Here is a 21,340-nt window from a genome sequence, read left to right on the forward strand (position 1 = left end):
GAGCATCCCGCGTTCCGGTGCGATCCGGATATCTGTGGAGAAGGTCAGCCGCCGAGCGCGCTGAGCCAGGTGCGTCGCGCTTCGAGAGCGTCCGCCGCGGCCTTGGCGGCCTTCTTGTCGCCCGACTTCTCTGCGGCTGCGAGCTCGGTCTCGAGCTTCTCGATGGCGTCGAGAAGCTGCGAGCTCATGTCGTTGGCGCGTGCCTTGGTCTCGGGGTTGTTCTTCTTCCAGTCGACCTCTTCGCGGGCCTTGAGCGCCTGCTCGATCACGCGCAGGCGATCGTCGAGCGCGCGCTCCTTGTCACGCGGGAAGATGCGACCGATCTCGTCCCACTGGCGCTGGATGCCGGTGAGCAGTGCGCGTGCGCGCTTGATGTTGGGCTCGTCGGCCACGGCCTTGGCCTCTTCGAGCAGGGCCTGGCGGGCCTCGATCTTCGGAGCGGAGTCTGCCTCTTCGGCAGCCGACTGCTCGGCACGAGCAGAGTACAGTGCGTCTCCGGCTGCCTTGAACCGCGCCCACAGTGCATCGTCGGCCTTGCGTCCGGCGCGACCGGCGGCCTTCCACTCGTCGAGCAGTGTGCGGTAAGCGGGGATCCCGTCGACTCCACGGGGGGCGAGTGCCTCGGCGCGCTCGACCAGACGGGTCTTGGCATCGCGGGCGCTCTTGTGGGTGTCATCGAGCTCGGAGTAGAAGGCGCGGCGCGCCTTGTCGACCGTGCCGCGTGCGTCACGGAACCGCTTCCAGAGCTGCTGAGAGATGCCCTTCGACAGACGGGGCCCGTTCTGCTGCTGTGCCTGCCAGGCGTCGAAGAGCTCGCCGAGCTCTGCAGTGACCTGCTTCCACTGCACCTTCGACAGGTCGCGGGCGGCGATCTCCTCGGCGCGCTCGACGAGGGCGGTGCGCTCTGCGATGGCCTTGTCGACCAGTTCCTTCGCCTGCTGGGCCTCCTGAGCCGTCGCCTCGGAGAGTGAGGAGGTCAGGGCGTTCAACCGGTCGCGAAGTCCGGCGAGGTCGCCCACGGCGGCCGCATCCGTCGCTTCGGAGAGAAGGTGGCCCGCCTGCTTAACGAGGTCACCGGCTGAGGCACCTCCCGCCTGGTGACGCTGTTCGAGCGTGCGCACCTTGAAGGCGATGTCGTCGTACTTGCGCACGAAATAGGCGAGTGCTTCGTCCGGGGTGCCGTCCGGGTACTGACCGACGACGCGCCATTCCTCGCCCTCGCGGACCTCGACGGTGCCGTCATCGGCGACGCGGCCCCACTTCGCGGCGTCGGACGACGCGGTGCCGGCCGCGGCTGCTGCTGCTGTCGGAGCGACAGCAGCGGGCGTCGGCACCTTGCGCGGCAGGGGCGCAGCGGGGGGAGCGGGAACGGGGGGAGTCGGCTTCGACGGCTCTGTGGCAGACACGGTGATTCTCCTTGCGCGGTAGGGCCCGCGGGAGGCGGAAAGGACGAGCTTCAGCCTAGTACGAGAGCGAGGTCGCAGTGTGGTCGTCAATGCTCACGATGGCCGTTACCGATCTGTGAGCGAATCGTTCGACGCGTGAAACATCGCGCGTCATATGCGAGAAACATCGTGCTCCTATCGTCGCCTTCACGACGTCCCTTGGCGATTGGAGCAGTATGAGCGAGGCCGTCCTCACCCCCGCGGAGATCGTCGTGGTCGGAGCAGGCATGGTCGCGCACCGATTCGTCGAGAATCTGATCGCCACCGCCGAGACGCCGATCCACGTCACCGTGATCGGCGACGAGGCTCGACACCCCTACGACCGGACGGGTATCTCCGGGCTGCTCTCCTCAGCCACGCCCGAGGCTCTGGAGCTGGACCGCTCTGTCTTCGAAGACTTCCGTGTGCGCTTCGTGGCGGACGACAGGGTGCTTCGCATCGACCGTGGGGCGCGGACCGTGATGACCCGAGCACGTCGGATCGTCGGGTACGACTCCCTCGTGCTCGCGACGGGGTCCTATGCCGGGAGCGGCGGCATCGACGGCTCCGACCTGCGCGGCTGCTTCGGCTATCGCACTCTCGACGACGTCCAGCGTCTCGAGCGCTTCGCGCATCGCCGCAGGCATGAACTCCGTCGTCCTCTCCGCGGTGCTGTCATCGGCGACGGACCGCTCGCGATCGAGGCCGCCGGAGCTCTGCAGCTCCTCGGTGTCGCACCCGTCGTCGTGCAGCACTCCGACCGTCTGACGTCCGCGACTGCGGTCTCCGAGGCGCGGGGCTTCTCATTCGCCGGTCTCCTCGAGGCGAGAGGCGTCGCCCTCCGCGCGGGGTCTCAGGTAGCGCGTGTGGCGGCGGACTCGTCGGGTGCTGTGGGCGCCGTCCATCTCGGGGACGCTGTCGAGCCGGTCGATCTGGTCGTTCTCGCAGTCGGCGTGCGCCCTCGAGACGAGCTCGCCCGCAACGCGTCGATAGGTGTCGACCCCAGGGGCGGCATCGTGGTCGACGAAAGCGGCACGACCTCCGACCCACATGTCTTCGCGATCGGCGATGTCGCGTGCGTCGAGGGACGACCGGTCCACGCACTGGCTCACGGCTACGCCATGCCGGACGTCACGGCAGCGCGGATCCTCCATGCCAACGAGATGAAGCCTCGTCGACACCTCATCGCGTCGACGACCGGAGCGCTGCGGCCGAGCATGCCCGTGGCGACAGGATCACGACGAGTGCGTGCTCTCCAGGCTGTCTGATGTCGGTCGTGACGGTGCGCTGGGTGCGGCCATGACGCCCGCCCGAACCCTTGACACGACTCTGGCGGGATGCGCGGTCGTCATCGCGGACGAGTGCTCCACAGGCGACCTCGACGCGATGCTGAGCAGCCGGGGCGCGACCGTCCGGCGTGCAGTCGTGGAGGGCCCGGGCGCGAACGAGCTGGGCGAGGCTGCGATCCGCGCGGCTGCCGGTGAGGTGGATGCGGTGATCCTCGTCTCCACCTCGGCGGCCGCATACTGGGTCGAAGCGGCAGATCGGGCAGATGCGCTCGAGAGCATCCGGAGCCGCGCCGGTTCGGGTCGCCTGCTCCTCGTCTCGAGCGGGGCCGGCGTCGCTGACAGGCTGCGTGACGCCGAGCTCCGGACTGCGGTCTCCGACCACGAAGGCGTCACGTCGTCGGCCGACCGGGTGATCGAGCATTTCGGGCGAGGCGGTGCGCCGTCTCTCCCCACCGATGCCGGACTGGTCGAGGTCCGAAGCGGTGGTGTCATCGTCGACGGGGTGTTCGTCCCGCTCTCGCGTTCCGCCGTCGCGCTGATCGACGCCCTGGCCGCCGCAGGGGGTCGCGTCATCTCGAGGGCTGAGCTCGGCGCGGCGCTTCCCGGGCGACAGCGCACACCTCACGCGGTGGAGGCAGCGGTGGCGCGCCTCCGTGAGGCGCTCGGGCAGCGGGTGCTCGTGCACACGGTGGTCAAGCGCGGCTACCGACTCGCCGTCACCGACACCTGACCGGCCTCGGAGCGGCGGCGATGGGCTCCAGGCGAGTGCGGGGCCGTGGACGCCCCCGCTCGTTACGGGACCGAGCGCTATTCGCTCGGAGCGTCCGACGGGAGAGGCTCGGGCAGGGGAGTCTCCGTCGGCACCGGTGCGACTGTCGGCTCGACCGTGGGCGTGGGAGCCGGTTCTTCCGGCGGCCTGGTCTGCGCGAGCGCGACCTGGCTGACGATCGCGCCGGCGATGACCAGTGCGGCGCCCACCGAGGCTATCGCGTTGTCGCGGACGCGGCGTCGGATCTGCCCCTCGTGCCACGTCGTGCGGGCGGTGTGCAGGCGTGCGCGCTCCGCCTCGGTGCGCGACTGCTGCGTGCTCTTCCCGCGTCCGGCCATTGCGTGCTCCCTTACTGGACGTGAATGTGCACCGTCGCCTGAGAGCCTACCGTCGTGATCGTGCCGTGCTGTCTCGCCCGAAGTGTCGGCGCCCCACGTTAGCCTGGAGCGATGACCTCCGCAGCCGCACTGCTCTCCGGGCAGACGCCCCTCGCCGTGCGCATGCGCCCAGTGTCACTCGATGAGGTGGCCGGCCAGAAGCACCTGCTGCGCGCGGGCTCCCCGATCGTCGCGCTGGCCGACCCCGCTGCCACCTCGCCGGGCGCCGTCTCGATCATCCTGTGGGGGCCTCCCGGAACCGGCAAGACCACCCTCGCGCAGGCGATCGCACGGTCATCCGGTCGCAGGTTCGTCGAGCTCTCGGCGATCACCGCCGGTGTCAAGGACGTGCGCGAGGTCATGCAGGAGGCGATCACCCAGCGTGACCTGTACGGCCAGACCACGATCCTGTTCCTCGATGAGATCCATCGATTCACCAAGGCCCAACAGGACGCGCTGCTGCCGGGCGTCGAGAACGGATGGGTCCTGCTGATCGCCGCGACCACGGAGAACCCCTCGTTCTCGGTGATCTCCCCGCTGATGTCGAGGTCGCTGCTGCTGACGCTCCAGCCCCTGACCGATGACGACGTCGGCCTGCTCGTCGATCGGGCGGTCACCGATGCGCGCGGCCTCAACGGTGCGGTCACACTGGCCGATGACGCGCGCGCTGCTCTGATCCGACTGGCTTCCGGCGATGCACGGCGTGCGCTCACCGGACTCGAGGCCGCCGCCGCCGTCGCTCTGTCGAAGGGCCAAGAGGGCACGGTGCCGGCCGCGACCGCCGACGACGTCGCTCAGGCCGTCGACAAGGCGCTGCTGCGGTACGACCGGCAGGGTGACGAGCACTACGACGTCATCAGTGCGTTCATCAAGTCGATCCGCGGATCCGACCCGGACGCCGCACTGCACTACCTCGCCAGGATGATCGAAGCGGGGGAGGACCCCCGCTTCATCGCACGGCGCCTGGTGATATCGGCCTCCGAGGACGTGGGGCTCGCCGATCCTCAGGCCCTGTCGATCGCGGTCGCCGCCGCTGATGCGGTCGCGTTCATCGGCATGCCGGAGGGGCGGATCCCGCTCGCCGAAGCGACCGTGTACCTCGCGACGACAGCCAAGTCGAACGCCGCCTATGTGGGCATCGACCAGGCGATCGCCGACATCCGATCGGGAGGCTTCGGGCGGGTGCCGCTGCATCTGCGCGATGCGCACTATCCGGGCGCGAAGCGGCTCGGCCATGGTCGCGGCTACGTCTACCCCCACGACAGCGAATTCGGCATCCTTCCGCAGCAGTATCTGCCCGACGAACTGAGCGGCAAGCGGTACTACGAACCCAAGAACCTGGGTGCGGAGCGTGACATCTCGGCGCGGCTCGAGCGCATCCGCCGCATCCTCGACGGGCGCTGACGCGGATCTGTTAGACTGGGTCGGCTCGAAACCGTGTTTTCGGGCATCTCCTCGTTCATACCCCACCTTGCTGGCGCCCCGGCGTGCGCTTCGAGGCAGAACGCGGACGATACGTCCGTGAGTCGTGAAAGACGCGACCACGTCATCGGAAGGATAACTTCGTGACCACGAAGTCCCAGGACCGCCGCAAGGTGCGCCTCAGCCGCGCACTCGGCATCCCGCTCACCCCGAAGGCCGCCCGCTACCTCGAGAAGCGTCCCTACGCTCCGGGTGAGCACGGCCGCACCAAGCGCAAGGCTGACAGCGACTACGCCGTCCGTCTGCGTGAGAAGCAGCGTCTGCGCGAGCAGTACGGCATCCGCGAGAAGCAGATGCGCAACACGTTCAACGAGGCCCGTCGTCAGGACGGCCTGACCGGTGAGAACCTGGTCGAGCTGCTCGAGATGCGTCTCGACGCCCTCGTCGTGCGTTCGGGCTTCGCCCGCACCACCGCGCAGGCTCGCCAGCTCGTCGTGCACCGTCACATCCTCGTCGACGGTCAGCTCGTCGACCGCCCGTCCTTCCGCGTGAAGCCGGGTCAGCTCATCCACGTCAAGGCCAAGAGCGAGGGCACCGAGCCCTTCCAGGTCGCAGCAGCCGGCGGTCACGCCGAGGTTCTGCCTCCCGTTCCCGGCTACCTCGAGGTCGAGCTCGACAAGCTCCAGGCTCGCCTGGTTCGTCGCCCGAAGCGCGCCGAGGTCCCCGTGACCTGTGAAGTGCAGCTCGTCGTCGAGTACTACGCAGCTCGCTGAGTTCAGCTTTTCCGCAGAAGGCGTCGGGGTGACCCCGACGCCTTCTGTCGTTTCCGCATACGATGGGAGCACCGCGCCCACGCGGGCCAGAGACAAGGATGGCGACATGAAGAACGTGCAGTGGTTCCTGATCGGTGTGATCGGCGGCTTCATCGCGGCGCATCTCATGAACAACGACCCGCGCGGTCATGAAATCCTCGCCGAGGTCGACGCCCGCTTCAACGAGTTCACGGGAATCGTCGGCGACGCCTTCCGCGAAGAGCAGGCTCGCCTCACCGACCCCGCTGGCGACTGACCGTCGAGGCACCCTCGCCGCGGCATCACGTCAGTCGGCACGTCTTTCCACACCTGTACGCAAGGACACCTGGCACCCCTATGAAAACTGCGGAGATCGCGGAACGGTATCTCGACTTCTTCGAGAAGAACGACCATCTCATCGTCCCTTCGGCATCGCTGGTCAGCGACGACCCGTCGTTGCTGTTCACGGTCGCCGGAATGGTGCCGATGATCCCGTACCTCACCGGGGTCGTGCCCGCACCGCACCCCCGCATCGCGGACCTGCAGAAGTGCATCCGCACGAACGACATCGAAGAGGTGGGCAAGACCGCTCGTCACGGCACTTTCTTCCAGATGATGGGCAACTGGTCGTTCGGGGACTACTTCAAAGAGGGCGCGATCCGTTACGCGTGGGAGCTGCTCACGAGCTCCGAGGCCGACGGCGGCCTCGGTTTCGACGAGAAGGACCTCTGGGTCACCGTGTACGAGACGGACGACGAGGCCGAGGCCATCTGGCGCGACATCATCGGTCTCAAGCCCGAGCGCATCCAGCGTCTCGGACGCGCCGACAACTACTGGAACACCGGACAGCCCGGCCCCGGTGGACCTGACTCCGAGATCTTCTTCGATCGGGGCCCCGCATATGGCAAGGACGGCGGTCCGGCTGCCGACGACTCGAGGTTCCTGGAGATCTGGAACCTCGTGTTCATGCAGGACTTCATCGAGAACATCCGGGGCAAGACCGAGTTCGACATCGTGGGGGAGCTGCCCCAGAAGAACATCGACACCGGCATGGGACTCGAGCGCGTCGCGTTCCTCAAGCAGGGTGTCGAGAACATGTACGAGACCGATCAGGTGCGTCCGGTGCTCGACCGCGCGGTCGAGCTCTCGGGCCGCCGCTATGGCGCCGTGCACGAAGACGACGTCCGCTTCCGGGTGGTCGCCGACCACGTGCGCTCGTCGCTCATGCTGCTGTCAGACGGCGTTCGTCCGTCCAACGAGGGCCGCGGCTACATCCTCCGACGCCTCATGCGTCGCACCGTGCGCTCGATGCGCCTGCTCGGTGTCGACGAGCCGGTGTTCCCCGAGCTGTTCGCGACCTCGCGCGATGCGATGAAGTCCGCGTACCCCGAGCTCGAGAAGGAGTGGTCGACTCTCTCGGCCTCTGCAGTCGCCGAGGAGGAGACCTTCCGACGCACGCTGGCATCGGGGTCGACCATCCTCGACCTCGCTCTGGATGAGACGAAGAAGGGCGGCGGAGCCTCACTGAGCGGCTCCGAGGCGTTCCTGCTTCACGACACCTACGGCTTCCCGATCGATCTCACACTCGAGGTCGCAGAGGAGGCGGGCCTGGCCGTCGATCGCGAGGCGTTCGACAGCCTGATGCAGGAGCAGCGTTCGCGCGCCAAGGCTGACGCACGCAATCGCAAGCGTCAGCTCGCGGATGTCTCGGTGTACCGCGATCTCCGTGCCCTCGGCGAGACAGGCTTCGACGGATACTCCGAGCTCGAGGTCGACTCGCGCATCCTGGGGATCCTCGTCGACGGTCAGACTGTTCGCAGCGCTGCGGAGGGGCAGATCGCCGAGGTCGTGCTCGCCGAGACCACTCTGTACGCCGAATCCGGTGGACAGGTCGCCGACAAGGGCGTGATCGTGGGCCCCGGGTACGAGCTCGAGGTGCTCGACGTCCAGCGCCCGGTGCCAGGACTCATCAGTCACACCGTCGAGGTCACTCGCGGAGTCGTCGCCGTCGATGATGCGGCCACGACCATCGTCGACGCGGCGAATCGCCGTGCTGCGCGCCAGGCGCACTCGGCGACGCACCTCGTGCACGCCGCCCTCCGCGACACGCTCGGACCGACGGCGACGCAGGCCGGTTCGCTCAACCGTGCAGGTTACATGCGGTTCGATTTCTCGTGGTCGCAGGCGCTCTCCGCCGATGCACGCGCCGAGATCGAGGAGATCACCAACCGGGCCGTCAACGACGCTCTCGAGGTCACGACCCGCATCGTCACGCTCGACGAGGCGAAGGATGCCGGAGCCATGGCCCTCTTCGGCGAGAAGTACGGCGATGTCGTGCGCATGGTCGACATCGGAGGGCCCTGGTCGCGTGAGCTGTGCGCGGGAACCCACGTCAGCACGAGCGCCGAGATCGGTCTCGTCAGCGTTGTCGGCGAATCGTCCGTCGGCGCATCGAACCGCCGCATCGAAGCGCTGGTCGGTCAGGATGCGTTCCGCGAGCTTGCGGCGGAGCGCGCACTCGTGTCACAGCTGACGACCTCGCTCAAGACGCCGCGCGACCAGCTCGCCGAGCGTATCGCCGATCTCTCCGCGAGTCTCAAGGCTGCCGAGAAGCGCATCGCGCAGTTCGAGTCCAAGGAGCGCGCCGGTCGAGTTCCCGCCATCGCCGATGGGGCGAGCCGCGTGGGCGCGTTCCGCGTCGCTGCGCAGTCGCTCGGCGAGGTTGCTTCGGCCGACGATGTGCGTGAACTCGTCCTCGGCGTCCGGGACCGCCTGGGTTCCGACGCGGCGGTCGTCGCTCTCGGCGCCTCTGTCAACGGTCGCCCGGTGGTGGTCGTCGCGACGAACGACGCGGCGCGTGCCGCCGGTGCCAAGGCCGGGGCGCTCGCGAAGCGTGCGGCTTCCGTGCTCGGAGGAGGCGGTGGCGGTCGTGACGACGTCGCTCAGGGTGGCGGCACAGATGTCTCTGCCCTGCAGCCGGCGCTCGAGGCCGTGACGCAGGAGCTGCAGTCAGCGTGAGCGGATTCCGCCGCGGCGTGCGCATCGGCATCGACGTCGGGCGAGCACGAGTCGGCGTCGCGCGATGCGACCCGGACGGCATGCTGGCGGTGCCCATCGAGACCGTGCAGCGGAATGATCAGGCGATCGACCGGATCGCCGCGATCGCGGCCGACTTCGACGTGCTCGAGTTCGTGGTGGGGCTGCCCGTCAACCTGATGGGGGCTGACACGGCGTCGACGACGGATTCTCGAGAGTTCGCCGCCGCGCTGCACGCTCGCACCGGGACTCCGGTCCGGCTCGTGGACGAGCGTCTCAGCACCGTCACCGCACACGCCGCTTTGCGTTCTTCGGGCAGATCACAGAAGAAGTCTCGTAGCATTGTTGATCAGATCGCCGCGGTGGTCCTGCTGCAGCAGGCGATCGACACGGAGAAGAGCACTGGAAACCCGACCGGTGCCACGATTCCGCTCGATGAGGAGTCCCCCCGATAATGCCCGAACGTGAGAGTGCTTCGCCCCAGCACGATCCGGACGCCCGCCTGGGTGACCTGTTCGAGAACCTTCCCGACCCGTCGCAGCAGATCCCGACGGTCGACAACACGCCCCCCGCACCGGGGTCCCGCAGAGCGGCACGCGAAGCGGCAGCCGTGCAGTCGTCCAGCGGTCCGGCAGGGGAACCCGCCGACACCTCGCCGAGCGAGGACGCGACGACCCGAGCGATGCCGACTGCCGCCGCGGGCGACGCTGCCGATCCACGCCCGGCTTCGTCCACGCCCTCGGCTGAAGCGGGACCGTCCTCAGACCGGGTCTCTGGCAGCACATCAGCCGAGTCCGCCGCCGCCGGTGCCTCGGCCCCTGCCGTCGCAGGCTCGGCAGCAGGAGGCCGCCTCGAGGACCTCTTCCAGGGACACCCGGAGGAGCACAGCAGCAATCGACCGCCGGTGAAGAAGAAGCGTCGCACCGGGTGCCTGGTCGCCCTCGTCATCGTCCTCGCGGTGATAGGCGGCATCGTCGGCGCAGGTGTCTGGGCATGGAACGCGTACGGCGACAGGATCAGCAACGCCCTCGGCTGGGGTGAGCCCGAGGACTGGGAGCCGGGGCTCGCCACCGGTGAGGTGCTCGTCACGATCTCTGAGGGTGACACGGGCGGACCGGTGTCGACGGCACTCTACGAAGCCGGCGTCACCCGCTCGGAGGACGTCTTCTACGACTACCTGGTGTCCGAGAACATCGCCGTCACCTTCTATCCGGGCATCTATTCGCTGCAGGAGAAGATGACGGCTGAAGCAGCTCTCGAGGCGCTGCAGAACCCTGAGAACAAGCGTGAGAACTCAGCCAGTGTCGGCGAGGGCGCGACGATCGAGTCCTCACTGCCCGGCATGGCCGAGTCCCTCGGGATGCCCATCGAGGAGCTCCAGGCTGCGGTCGATGCGGATCCTGCGACCTACGGTGTGACCGCTCAGAACCTCGAGGGGTGGCTGTTCCCGGCTGTCTACACGTTCGACCCGGGGGTGACCGCGACGCAGGTCATCCAGCGCATGGTCGATCGCACGAGGGAATCGCTGACCGAGGCCGGGGTTCCCGCTGAAGACGCTCAGCGCGTGCTGACGATCGCGTCGATCATCCAGCGCGAGGGACTCACCGCAGACTTCCCCAAGGTGTCCCGCGTGATCGAGAACCGTCTCGACATCGACATGAAGCTGCAGATGGACTCGACGGCGCAGTACGGCTACGGCTCGCTCCACGAGGGCGTCGTGTCGAGCTCCGCCGAGGCCCTCGAGGACGACAACCTGTGGAACACCTACGTGCACACGGGGCTGCCCGTCACGCCGATCGCGAGCCCGAGCTACGCGGCGATCGACGCCGCGATGCACCCCGCTGACGGACCGTGGCTCTACTTCGTGACGACGAACCTCGCCACCGGAGAGACGCAGTTCTCGGTGACCTACGAGGAGCACCTGCAGGGTGTCGAGAAGTGGGAGCAATGGTGCCAGGAGAATCCAGACGGAGGATGCTCGGCCGGATGACCCCGCGGCGCCTCGCGGTGTGGGGAGACCCGATCGCGCACTCCAAGTCCCCCCAGCTGCACGCCGCGGCATACGCAGCTCTCGGGCGTGACTGGGAGTACACGCGCCGCCAGGTCGATGAGGCGACGTTCGGCGATGCGCTGGGCGCTCTCGACGAGTCGTGGCGGGGTCTCTCTCTCACGATGCCCCTCAAAGAGAAGGCGCACCGAGCCGCGGTGACGCACGATCGATACGCGGACCTCACCGGCGCGGTCAACACGCTGCTGTTGACCGACGGCATCCGCGGCTTCAACACGGATGTCGGCGGGATCATCGACGCCCTGGACGAGCAGCGTCTGCTCGGTATCGAGAGGGTTCGCATCCTCGGCGCCGGGGCGACGGCCTCATCCGCGCTGGTCGCGTGCGTCGAAGCGGGAGCCCGTTCTGTCGATGTGCGTGCCCGCCGACCTGAACGAGCCGCCGACCTCGTGGCCCTGGGACGGCGCCTCGGGGTCGCCGTCTCGGCATCCCCCTTCGATGCAGACGCGGTGGACGTCGGTCTCACCGTGGCGACGCTACCCGGCGGCACGGCCCTCGACGGGGAGACCTCTGCGCGCCTGAGTGCGAGCGGGGGAGTGCTGTTCGATGTCGCATACTCCCCGTGGCCGTCGGCGCTCGCATCCGTGTGGAACGACGACCGAGCGGTCTCCGGCGAGGGGATGCTCCTGCGTCAGGCCGTCCGCCAGGTCCGGATCTTCCTGCACGGGGACCAGCGTCTTCCGCTGCCCTCGGAAGAGGCTGTGGTCGCCGCGATGAAAGCCGCCCTGTAGTCATCGGTCGTCACGCGGCACGATACGAGGCGAAACGCGTGGGAGACTAGAGCAATGCTCCGCGTGCTCACTGCCGGCGAATCGCACGGCCCAGAACTCATTGCCGTCATGGAGGGTCTGCCTTCGGGCGTCCCTGTGTCCTCCGAGGCGATCCAGGCAGATCTCGCACGTCGCAAGCTCGGGTACGGGCGCGGCTCGCGTATGAAGTTCGAGCAGGACGAGCTGACGATCTCGGGCGGCGTCCGCCATGGAAAGACCCTCGGCAGCCCCATCGCTCTGCGCATCGGCAACACGGAGTGGCCGAAGTGGATCGAGGTCATGAATCCCGAGCCCGTCGAGCTGACCGACAGGTCCCGCGGCCGGAGCGCGCCGTTGACCCGCCCCCGGCCGGGTCACGCCGATCTCGTGGGCATGCAGAAGTACGACTTCGATGAGGCGAGGCCCATCCTCGAGCGTGCCAGCGCACGAGAGACGGCCGCCAGGGTCGCCCTCGGCGCCATCGCTCGCTCGTTCCTCGGCGAACTGGGCATCCGTCTCGTCAGCCACACACTGTCGATCGGTCCGGTGCGAGTCCCGGACGACGCTGCTCTCCCGACCCCCGACGACGTCGATCGGCTCGACTCCGATCCGCTGCGCTGCTTCGACGCCGCGACCTCCGCTCTCATGGTGGCCGAGGTCGATGACGCGAAGAAGGACGGCGACACCCTCGGCGGAATCGTCGAGGTGCTCGCATACGGTCTGCCACCCGGGCTCGGCTCGCACGTTCACTGGGATCGCCGTCTCGACGCGCGCCTCGCACAGGCCCTCATGAGCATCCAGGCGATCAAGGGCGTCGAAGTCGGCGACGGCTTCGAGACCACACGCCGACGCGGCTCCGCCGCCCACGACGAGCTGTTCGCGACCGCAGAGGGCATCTCCCGCGGCTCGGACCGCGCAGGTGGGACCGAAGGCGGCATGTCGACCGGGACCGTGCTGCGCGTGCGCGCGGGTATGAAGCCGATCGCCACAGTGCCGCATGCGCTCCGCACGATCGACGTCGCGTCCGGCGAGGATGCGACGGCACACCATCAGCGATCCGACGTGTGCGCCGTACCGGCAGCCGGCGTGGTGGCCGAAGCGATGGTGGCTGTCGAACTCGCGAACGCCGTGCTCGAGAAGTTCGGGGGCGACAGCATCGGCGAGACGCGCCGCAACCTCGACGCCTACCTCGCGGCCATTCCGGCCGAGCTGCGCACGACGCCCGCGTCCGAGGCGGCGCTCATCGCGCATGACGAGCGAGACTGATCGGCTCACGCTGGTGCTCGTCGGTCCGATGGCGGCCGGCAAGACCAGCGTCGGACGCCGTGTCGCGCGCAAGCTCAGCGTGCCGTTCGTGGACACCGACAAGCGCGTGGTCGCAGCGCACGGCCCCATCCCCGCGATCTTCGAGGAGCACGGAGAGGCGCACTTCCGCTCCCTCGAGCGCGCCGAGGTCGCAGAGGCTCTGCACGCGGGCGGAGTGATCTCCCTCGGTGGAGGGGCGGTGACCGACGCGGGCACTCGGAGGCTGCTTCTCGAGCACCCGGTCGTGTTCCTCACCGTCAGTCCTGCAGCCGTGGCCGACCGGATCCACAGCGGCGGACGCCCCCTGCTCGCAGGTGACGACCCCGTCGGGCGATGGACGAAGATCTTCGAAGAACGTCGAGACTGGTATGACGAGGTGGCATCCGTGACGTTCGACACGTCACGGCGCCCCATGCAGCGCATAGCCGACGACATCGTGGCATGGAGGAGAGAACTGGGATGAGTACGACAACCATCAGCGTGACGGGGGAGAACCCCTACGACATCGCCATCGGACGCGGCATCCTCGACCGGGTGTCAGAGGCCCTCGACGCCGGAGTGCGCAAGGTGCTCGTCGTCCACCCGCCCACGCTCGCCGCACGCGCGGCGGAGTTGCGCGACCGGCTGCTCGCAGACGTCGAGAACGGCCAGCGGGAGGTGCTGCTCGCCGAGGTGCCGGATGCCGAGCAGGGCAAGCGCGTCGAGGTGGCCGCGTTCTGCTGGCAGGTGATGGGGCAGGCCGACTTCACCCGCTCCGACGCTGTGGTCGGGTACGGCGGCGGTGCGGTGACCGATCTCGCCGGCTTCGTCGCGGCGACCTGGCTGCGTGGGGTTCAGCTTGTTCAGGTGCCCACCACGGTGCTCGGCCTCGTGGACGCATCGGTGGGCGGTAAGACCGGGATCAACACCGCTGAGGGCAAGAACCTCGTCGGCGCCTTCTGGGCCCCTCGTGCGGTGATCGGCGATCTCGACGAGCTCGCCAGCCTCAGCCCGAACGAGGCGACCGCGGGTTTCGCGGAGGTGGTGAAGGCCGGATTCATCTGGGCGCCCGAGATCCTGGACATCATCGAGGCCGACGCCGCGCGCGCCGTCGACACGACCACTCCGGAGTTCCGGCGGGCGATCGAGCTCGCGATCGACATGAAGGCCCAGGTCGTGTCCGACGACTTCCGCGAGGCCGGACAGCGCGAGATCCTCAACTACGGTCACACCCTCGGCCACGCGATCGAGCACGCAGAGCGGTACCGGTGGCGCCACGGAGCGGCGGTCTCGATCGGCATGCTCTACGCGGCCGAGCTGTCGCGACTCGCCGGGCGCCTGTCGGACTCCGCCGCCGAGCGCCACCGCACGATCCTCGACTCACTCGGATTGCCGACGGGCTATCGTGCCGGAGCATGGCCGCAGCTGCTCGCGACGATGCAGCGCGACAAGAAGAGCCGCGGCGGCATGCTGCGGTTCATCCTCCTCGACGACATCGCCAAGCCGACCGTGCTGCAGGCCCCGGACGAATCGCTGCTCTTCGCCGCGTACCAGGAGATCGGCGAATGACCCGTCGCATCCTGCTCGTCAACGGACCGAACCTCAACCTGCTCGGCAGCCGCGAGCCCGAGGTCTACGGCACGGCGACGCTGGCCGACGTCGAGCGTCTCACCGTCGATGCAGCCGAGGCCGAGGGCTACGAGATCAGGGCGCTGCAGAGCAACCATGAGGGGGTGCTGATCGATGCCATCCACGCCGCCAGGGAGGACTGCGCGGCGATCATCATCAACCCGGGCGGGCTCACGCACACGAGCGTGTCGCTGCGCGACGCTCTCACCGGCGTCGCTCTGCCGTTCGCTGAGGTGCACATCTCCGATGTGTACGCGCGCGAGGATTTCCGGCATCATTCCTACCTCCACGATGTCGCAGCGGTGCGTGTGATCGGCGAGGGCGTCGACGGCTACGCGAGTGCTGTGCGGCAGCTCGCAGCGCTCATCGCGTAGAATCGACTCTCGGCCCGACCCGGTCCACCTCGGACGCGAGCGGCCCCCAGACTCAGAAACGGAAAGTCCAGCTCATGGCATCTACCGCAGACATCAAGAACGGCGTCGTCCTCAGCATCGAGCGGCAGCTCTGGAGCGTCGTCGAGTTCCAGCACGTCAAGCCCGGCAAGGGCGGCGCGTTCGTCCGCACCAAGCTCAAGAACGTCATGAGCGGCAAGGTCGTCGACAAGACCTTCAACGCCGGCGCCAAGATCGAGATCGAGAACGTCGATCGCCGTGACTACACGTACCTCTACACCGACGGTGACGGGTACGTGTTCATGGACCAGACCGACTACGACCAGATCACGGTCCCCGCTGCGACCGTCGGCGACGCGAAGAACTTCCTGCTCGAGAACCAGCAGGTCACGATCGCACTCAACAACGGCAACCCGCTGTACATCGATCTTCCGGCGTCCGTGATCCTCGAGATCACGTACTCCGAGCCCGGCGTGCAGGGCGACCGTTCGTCGGCTGGCACCAAGCCGGCCACGCTCGAGACCGGCTACGAGATCCAGGTGCCGCTGTTCGTCGAGACCGGCACCAAGGTCAAGGTCGACACGCGCACCGGCGACTACCTCGGTCGCGAGAAGTAAGGCGTGAGCGCCCGCACGAAGGCGCGCAAGCGCGCACTCGACATCCTGTTCTCCGCCGACGTCCGCGGCGACGAGGTCGCCGTGGCCTTGGCCGCAGAGGCGAAGCGAGCCGCGAGCGAACCCGCCCGCGAGGCTTCCTGGCTGTATGCCCGCGAGGTCGTAGACGGCATCATCGACCACCGCGACGAGATCGACGAGCTCATCACGACGCACAGCCGCGACTGGAAGCTCGAGCGGATGCCCGCGGTCGACCGTGCGTTGCTGCGCATCGGCGTCTGGGAGATCCTCTTCAACGCCGAGGTGCCGACGGCTGTCGCCATCGATGAGGCAGTCGAGCTCGCCAAAGAGTTCTCCACCGACGATTCGGGCGCATTCGTGCACGGTGTGCTCGCCCGCGTCTCTCGCGCGGCCTGAGCGACGACTCAGGACGCGGTCTCCGGGATGTCGGAGGCCGCGGGAAGGATGGGTTCATGCCCGCGCCGCACGTCGATCTTCGAGATCTCATGCAGATCACCGATGCGGGTGGTTATCAACGTGGTCTCGCCTACTTCCGCGCGGGCAACGTGCTCGACGTGGTCTGGCATGAGGATCTCCTCGAGCTCGAGGGGCATGTTCGCGGCAGCTCGGACGCCCAGTATGTGACCGATATCCTCTTCCACTCGTCGAACGGCACGAGGCGCCCGCGGACGACCCGCTGCACGTGCCCGGTGGGCAGCGGGTGCAAGCACGTCGTAGCCACGCTGCTCGCATCCAACGTGCACGAGTACTCCCAGCAGGCTGCCGCCCTTCAGCGGCAGCCTGACGCCCAGACGGAGTCGGCCGCGCCTCGCAGTGCTGTGACGCCGTCTTGGCGCAGCCTGCTCGACCCGTCCGTGTCCCGGCACCCGCAGCGGCTCGCGCTGGGAATCGAGTTGCGGCACCGCGACGCCCGGAGCGAGAACCACTGGGGGCCGCGCCCCGTCCGCGCTGCGACGGCGCGCGACCTGGCACGCCCGCAGGGTGAGCTGCTGCTGGCGATCCGCCCGATGATGCGCAGCGCACAGACCGGAGCCTGGATCCAGGGCGGCGCAGGCTGGGATGCGGTCCGCCGCGATGCCGCGCAGTTCGGTCGCGACCAGAACCGCTGGTTCGGGGACCTGCTCAGCATCTCGCGCGATTCGCTGCTCTCGGGCAACGCCGGCGAGTGGCTCGTGCTCGACCAGGTCGAGTCTCCGTTGCTCTGGAGGCACCTCCGGTCCGGCGCCGAGCTCGGCATCCCCCTCGTCGCGAGCCAGAAGAGCGCCTCGGTGCGCATCGCGACCACGGCCGAGGTCTCGACGCGGATCACCCGATCGGATGACGGCTCCCTGGTGGTGTCCGCCGATGTGCGCATCGATGATCACGACGTTCCCGACCGGGAGGTGCATCCGATCGGCCGCACGGGCGTGTACTCGGCCGCGCTTCTGGGCGCGCGGATCGAGATCGTCCTCGCCGAGGTGTCGCTGAGCGAGCAGACGCGCGCGCTGCTCGCGGCCTCCGACCCGATCGTCGTGCCCTCCGACGATGAGCAGGCGTTCATCGCCGACGCCTATCCGCTTCTGGCGAGGCGCAGCACGGTGCGCACAGTCGGGGCGGTGGCGCTTCCCGACGTTCCTGAGCCGGAGCCCGTGTTGACGGTCACATACGACCGCGGCGATGTCGTGAGCTATTCCTTCGAGTGGTCGTACGGTCAGTTCGGGCGCGTTCCGTTCGCATGGAACGACGCAGCCGTGCGCGACGCCGCCGTCGAGACCGCCAAGAGAGGCGCGATCGAGGCTGCATGGCAGGAGTTCCGCTCGACCAGCTTCCGGCCGAGCGGCTCGTTCCACGACATCGACGCTGCGGCGTTCGTCGCGGAGGGGGTTCCCGCACTCGAGGCGGTGGGAGTCCGCGTCGAATCGAGCGGAGAGCGCAAGGCGTACCGCGAGCTGACCGGTGATCCGCAGGTCAAGGTCACGACCGTCGAGTCGACGGACTCCGACTGGTTCGACCTCGGCATCCTCGTCACGATCGACGGCCGGACGATCCCGTTCGGCCCCCTGTTCACGGCACTGAGTAAGGGACGCAAGAAGCTGCTCCTCTCCGACGGCGGGTACTTCTCGCTCAGCCACCCGTCGCTGGATCGACTCAGAGACCTCATCGAGGAGGCGGGCGAGCTCGACGAATGGGAGACGGGCCCGCGGATCAGTCGCTACCAGACCGATCTCTGGGAGGAGTTCGAAGATCTCGCCGACGAGGCCCAGCCTGCGGTGAGCTGGCGCGCCACTGCGGACGGCCTTCGTCAGGCCACCGGTGTGCCGGCTACGCCCGTGCCCGACGGGGTTCAGGCCGAGCTGCGCCCGTACCAGAAGACCGGCTTCGACTGGCTGGTCTTCCTGTGGCGACACCGGCTGGGAGGGATCCTCGCCGACGACATGGGCCTCGGCAAGACGCTGCAGCTCCTCACGTTCGTGCAGCACACGCGCGATGCCGGCGAGACGCGCCCGTTCCTCGTGCTCGCCCCCACGTCGGTGCTCAGCACCTGGCGGTCAGAGGCCGCGCGATTCACCCCAGGGCTTCGCGTGTCGATCGTCGACAGCACGAGCGGCAAACGCGCCGACGTACTGAGGGCGGCGGCACGGTCCAGCGATCTCGTCGTCAGCTCGTACACGGTCGCACGACTCGACGAAGAGGAGTTCCGCGAAGTCGACTGGGCCGGATTGATCCTCGATGAGGCCCAGTTCGTCAAGAACCCCAAGACGAGACTCCACCGCGCCATCTCGACGTTCCGTGCCGACGTCACGTACGCCGTGACCGGCACGCCGATGGAGAACAGCCTCTCCGAGCTGTGGTCGCTCCTCAAACTCGCCGCGCCCGGGCTCTTCCCCTCAGCGCGCAAGTTCAAGGATCGGTACATCCAGCCGATCGAGAAGGGCAAGGTCCCTGAGAACGAGGAGGGGGGCGAATACCGCGCTCGTCGCCTCGCCCAGCTCCGTCGTCGCGTCCGGCCTCTCATGCTGCGACGGACGAAGGAACTCGTGGCGCCCGATCTCCCTGCCAAGCAGGAGCAGCTGCTCGAGGTCGAGATGAGTCCGGAGCACCGGGCCCTCTACGACGTCGTGCTGCAGCGCGAGCGCCAGAAGGTCCTGGGCCTCATCGACGATCTCGATCGCAACCGGTTCATCGTCTTCCGCTCCCTCACGCTGCTGCGCATGCTGAGCCTCGCGCCCGCGCTGGTCGACGAGGCCGACGCAGACATCGGCTCGAGCAAGCTCGACACGCTTCTCGAGCGCGTGATCGAGCTGCAGGCCGAGGGGCACCGCGCACTCGTGTTCAGCCAGTTCACCTCGTTCCTCGATCTCGCGGCCGCCCGACTCGAGGCCGCCGGCATTCCCTATGCGCATCTCGACGGATCGACCAGGCGCAGAGAGCAGGTGATCGACGGCTTCAAGGCGGGGGAGCAACCGGTGTTCCTGATCAGCCTGAAGGCCGGTGGCTTCGGGCTCACCCTGACTGAGGCCGACTACGTCTTCCTGCTCGATCCCTGGTGGAACCCGGCCGCCGAGGAGCAGGCGATCGACCGCACCCACCGCATCGGACAGACGAATCAGGTGTTCGTCTATCGGATGATCTCGACCGGCACGATCGAGGAGAAGGTCCTCGAGCTGCAGCGTCGCAAGGCCAGGCTCTTCACCGCCGTGATGGACGACGACGAGCTCTTCGCGCAGTCGCTCACAGCCGATGACATCAAGGGTCTGTTCGACGAGGTGTGATTTGTTCCGGCCGGGTCACCGGATCCGTCCAGGACCCCGTCGGTAGAATCGAACGGTTCACCTCAGGAGGAATGCATGCGGATCACGGGACTCGGCCACGCCGGGATGTTCATCGAGACAGTCGGCGGGAACATCATCTGCGACCCGGTTCTCGGGCCGTCGTTCTTCGGCTCGTGGTTCCCTTTCCCCGACAACCGCGGGCTCGACTGGGAGCGTTTCGGCAGGGAGGCGGACTTCCTCTACATCTCGCACCGCCACCGCGACCACTTCGACCCGGCACTGCTCGAGCGCTACATCCGCAAGGACATCGAGGTGCTGCTGCCCGAGTACCCCATCGACGATCTCGAGCAGGACATCCGGGCTCTGGGTTACACGAACATCACCTACGCGCCGGCGGGGAAGATCATCGAGCGCGGCGAGCTCAAGATCATGATCACGCCGCTGCGGGCCCCGAGTGACGGGCCGATCGGCGACTCGTCACTGAGCGTCGACGACGGCACCGCTTCGGTCCTCAACCAGAACGACTCGCATCCTCTCGATCTCGACACTCTGCTCCATTTCGGAAAGCCCGACGCGTACTTCACGCAGGTCTCGGGCGCGATCTGGTGGCCCATGGTCTATGACCTGCCGATGGACGCGAAGCAGAACTTCGCGAAGCTCAAGCGCGACGCGCAGAACAAGCGAGCGATGTACTACATCGACAAGGTGGACGCCCCGCACGTCTTCCCGATGGCAGGGCCGCCCATGTTCCTGCGCGACGATCTCTTCGACTTCAACGGGATCGGCCGCAACGGTGAGTCCATCTTCACGGACCAGAAGCAGTTCCTCGCCCACATGAATGAGCTCTCGCCCCAGTACGACGGCCACCTCTTCGTACCCGGCACGGTCGTGACCGTCGACGCCGGTCAGGTCTCGACCGAGCAGTCGCTGTACACCGAGGCGGAGCTCGCTCACGTCTTCGACGAGAAGTGGGAGTATCTCGAAGAGCAGCGGGCGTCCCGCCAGCAGGAGATCCTCGACGAGGAGGCTTCGCGTGCGGCGGTCATGCCGGCGGCGGAGATGCTCGAAGAGCTGAAGTCCTGGTGGGAGCCGCTGCTGAAGAAGTCGCGCACGATCCGCCTCGGAGTCGGCGGGTGCGTGCGATTCAAGATCGGCGACCTCGACATGGTCGTCGATTTCCCTCGGGCGAAGGTCCGCGAGTACGCGGGCGAGGAGTGCATCTACTGGTACACGATCCCCGCCGACCTCGTCTCGACGAACATCCGTGATCACGAGATCGACTGGTCGAACTCGATCTTCCTCTCGATGCAGTTCCAGGTGGGACGCAGCGGCAAGTTCAACGAGTTCCTCACGACGTTCCTCAAGTGCCTCTCGGTCGACCGCATCGAGTACGTCGAGAACTGGTACCAGGAGCAGACGGACCAGACCGAGGATGCCGAGATCGGCGACTGGGTCGTGCAGCGCCGCTGCCCGCATCTGCGTGCGGACCTGACGAAGACCGGCAAGGTCGACGAAGACGGCATCCTGACCTGCAGCATGCACGACTGGAAGTGGGACCTCAAGACCGGCCGTTGCCTGTCGACGAGCGGCCATCCCATCCGCTCGACGAAGATCGACGAGGTCAGCGACGCTGTGCTCAGTGAGGCGAGCTGAGGCGCCGAGCCACGCTAGACTGGATGCATCAAGCAACCTTTAACACCGTCCTGTGAGGCGGAGAAGGGAG

The 21,340-nt window shown here is 67.7% G+C and carries 19 protein-coding genes; 17 read left to right on the forward strand and 2 right to left on the reverse strand.

The window, feature by feature from the left end; genetic code table 11:
- Positions 1–44 precede the first annotated feature (44 nt).
- Positions 45–1,406 (reverse strand): DUF349 domain-containing protein, encoded by a 1,362-nt coding sequence (locus QMA07_RS06335; RefSeq protein ID WP_290160667.1) that lies wholly within the window; start codon positions 1,404–1,406, stop codon positions 45–47.
- A gap of 215 nt (positions 1,407–1,621) precedes the next feature.
- On the opposite strand from QMA07_RS06335, the gene QMA07_RS06340 reads away from it, so the two are divergent.
- Positions 1,622–2,692: an FAD-dependent oxidoreductase gene (locus tag QMA07_RS06340; RefSeq protein WP_290160668.1), complete on the forward strand. Its 1,071-nt coding sequence runs from the start codon at positions 1,622–1,624 to the stop codon at positions 2,690–2,692.
- Between the two features lie 31 nt (positions 2,693–2,723).
- Positions 2,724–3,443 (forward strand): winged helix-turn-helix domain-containing protein, encoded by a 720-nt coding sequence (locus QMA07_RS06345; RefSeq protein WP_290160669.1) that lies wholly within the window; start codon positions 2,724–2,726, stop codon positions 3,441–3,443.
- Between the two features lie 77 nt (positions 3,444–3,520).
- Here the strand turns inward: QMA07_RS06345 and QMA07_RS06350 are convergent, their stop codons facing one another.
- The gene (locus tag QMA07_RS06350; protein ID WP_290160670.1) at positions 3,521–3,820 is read right to left on the reverse strand and encodes a hypothetical protein; all 300 of its coding nucleotides are present in this window, start codon (positions 3,818–3,820) and stop codon (positions 3,521–3,523) included.
- Between the two features lie 111 nt (positions 3,821–3,931).
- Between QMA07_RS06350 and QMA07_RS06355 the strand changes: the two genes are divergently transcribed.
- From QMA07_RS06355 to QMA07_RS06425, 15 genes are all read left to right on the forward strand, one after another.
- On the forward strand, positions 3,932–5,263 hold the full coding sequence (locus tag QMA07_RS06355; protein WP_290160671.1) for a replication-associated recombination protein A: 1,332 nt from the start codon (positions 3,932–3,934) through the stop codon (positions 5,261–5,263).
- Between the two features lie 161 nt (positions 5,264–5,424).
- Positions 5,425–6,054 carry a 30S ribosomal protein S4 gene (rpsD, locus tag QMA07_RS06360; protein ID WP_052677824.1) on the forward strand — a complete coding sequence of 210 codons (630 nt, stop codon included), beginning with the start codon at positions 5,425–5,427 and terminating at the stop codon, positions 6,052–6,054.
- 106 nt (positions 6,055–6,160) lie between these two features.
- Positions 6,161–6,349 (forward strand): hypothetical protein, encoded by a 189-nt coding sequence (locus QMA07_RS06365; protein WP_140037135.1) that lies wholly within the window; start codon positions 6,161–6,163, stop codon positions 6,347–6,349.
- Positions 6,350–6,429: 80 nt separating this feature from the next.
- Positions 6,430–9,090, forward strand: a complete 2,661-nt coding sequence (gene alaS, locus QMA07_RS06370) for an alanine--tRNA ligase (protein WP_290160672.1) — start codon at positions 6,430–6,432, stop codon at positions 9,088–9,090.
- Complete coding sequence (ruvX, locus tag QMA07_RS06375; RefSeq protein ID WP_290160673.1) at positions 9,087–9,563, forward strand: Holliday junction resolvase RuvX; 477 nt, start codon at positions 9,087–9,089, stop codon at positions 9,561–9,563. Before alaS ends, ruvX begins: the two co-directional genes overlap by 4 nt.
- The gene (gene mltG / locus QMA07_RS06380; protein ID WP_290160674.1) at positions 9,563–11,098 is read left to right on the forward strand and encodes an endolytic transglycosylase MltG; all 1,536 of its coding nucleotides are present in this window, start codon (positions 9,563–9,565) and stop codon (positions 11,096–11,098) included. The genes ruvX and mltG overlap by 1 nt, the downstream gene beginning before the upstream one ends.
- Positions 11,095–11,907 (forward strand): shikimate dehydrogenase, encoded by an 813-nt coding sequence (locus QMA07_RS06385; RefSeq protein WP_290160675.1) that lies wholly within the window; start codon positions 11,095–11,097, stop codon positions 11,905–11,907. Before mltG ends, QMA07_RS06385 begins: the two co-directional genes overlap by 4 nt.
- Before the next feature lie 54 nt (positions 11,908–11,961).
- On the forward strand, positions 11,962–13,191 hold the full coding sequence (aroC, locus tag QMA07_RS06390) for a chorismate synthase (RefSeq protein WP_290160676.1): 1,230 nt from the start codon (positions 11,962–11,964) through the stop codon (positions 13,189–13,191).
- Complete coding sequence (locus tag QMA07_RS06395) at positions 13,175–13,693, forward strand: shikimate kinase (RefSeq protein ID WP_290160677.1); 519 nt, start codon at positions 13,175–13,177, stop codon at positions 13,691–13,693. Before aroC ends, QMA07_RS06395 begins: the two co-directional genes overlap by 17 nt.
- Positions 13,690–14,778 carry a 3-dehydroquinate synthase gene (aroB, locus tag QMA07_RS06400; protein ID WP_290160678.1) on the forward strand — a complete coding sequence of 363 codons (1,089 nt, stop codon included), beginning with the start codon at positions 13,690–13,692 and terminating at the stop codon, positions 14,776–14,778. Before QMA07_RS06395 ends, aroB begins: the two co-directional genes overlap by 4 nt.
- The gene (locus QMA07_RS06405) at positions 14,775–15,212 is read left to right on the forward strand and encodes a type II 3-dehydroquinate dehydratase (protein ID WP_290160679.1); all 438 of its coding nucleotides are present in this window, start codon (positions 14,775–14,777) and stop codon (positions 15,210–15,212) included. Before aroB ends, QMA07_RS06405 begins: the two co-directional genes overlap by 4 nt.
- A 74-nt stretch (positions 15,213–15,286) precedes the next feature.
- A complete protein-coding gene (efp, locus tag QMA07_RS06410) occupies positions 15,287–15,847 on the forward strand; it encodes an elongation factor P (protein ID WP_140037127.1) in 561 nt (186 codons plus the stop codon).
- Positions 15,848–15,850: 3 nt separating this feature from the next.
- Complete coding sequence (nusB, locus tag QMA07_RS06415; protein WP_042536620.1) at positions 15,851–16,261, forward strand: transcription antitermination factor NusB; 411 nt, start codon at positions 15,851–15,853, stop codon at positions 16,259–16,261.
- A gap of 56 nt (positions 16,262–16,317) precedes the next feature.
- Positions 16,318–19,617: a DEAD/DEAH box helicase gene (locus QMA07_RS06420; RefSeq protein ID WP_290160680.1), complete on the forward strand. Its 3,300-nt coding sequence runs from the start codon at positions 16,318–16,320 to the stop codon at positions 19,615–19,617.
- Between the two features lie 75 nt (positions 19,618–19,692).
- Positions 19,693–21,270 (forward strand): Rieske 2Fe-2S domain-containing protein, encoded by a 1,578-nt coding sequence (locus QMA07_RS06425; protein WP_290160681.1) that lies wholly within the window; start codon positions 19,693–19,695, stop codon positions 21,268–21,270.
- Positions 21,271–21,340 lie beyond the last annotated feature (70 nt).

It is taken from the genome of Microbacterium sp. APC 3901 (assembly GCF_030407765.1).
Taxonomy (GTDB): domain Bacteria; phylum Actinomycetota; class Actinomycetes; order Actinomycetales; family Microbacteriaceae; genus Microbacterium.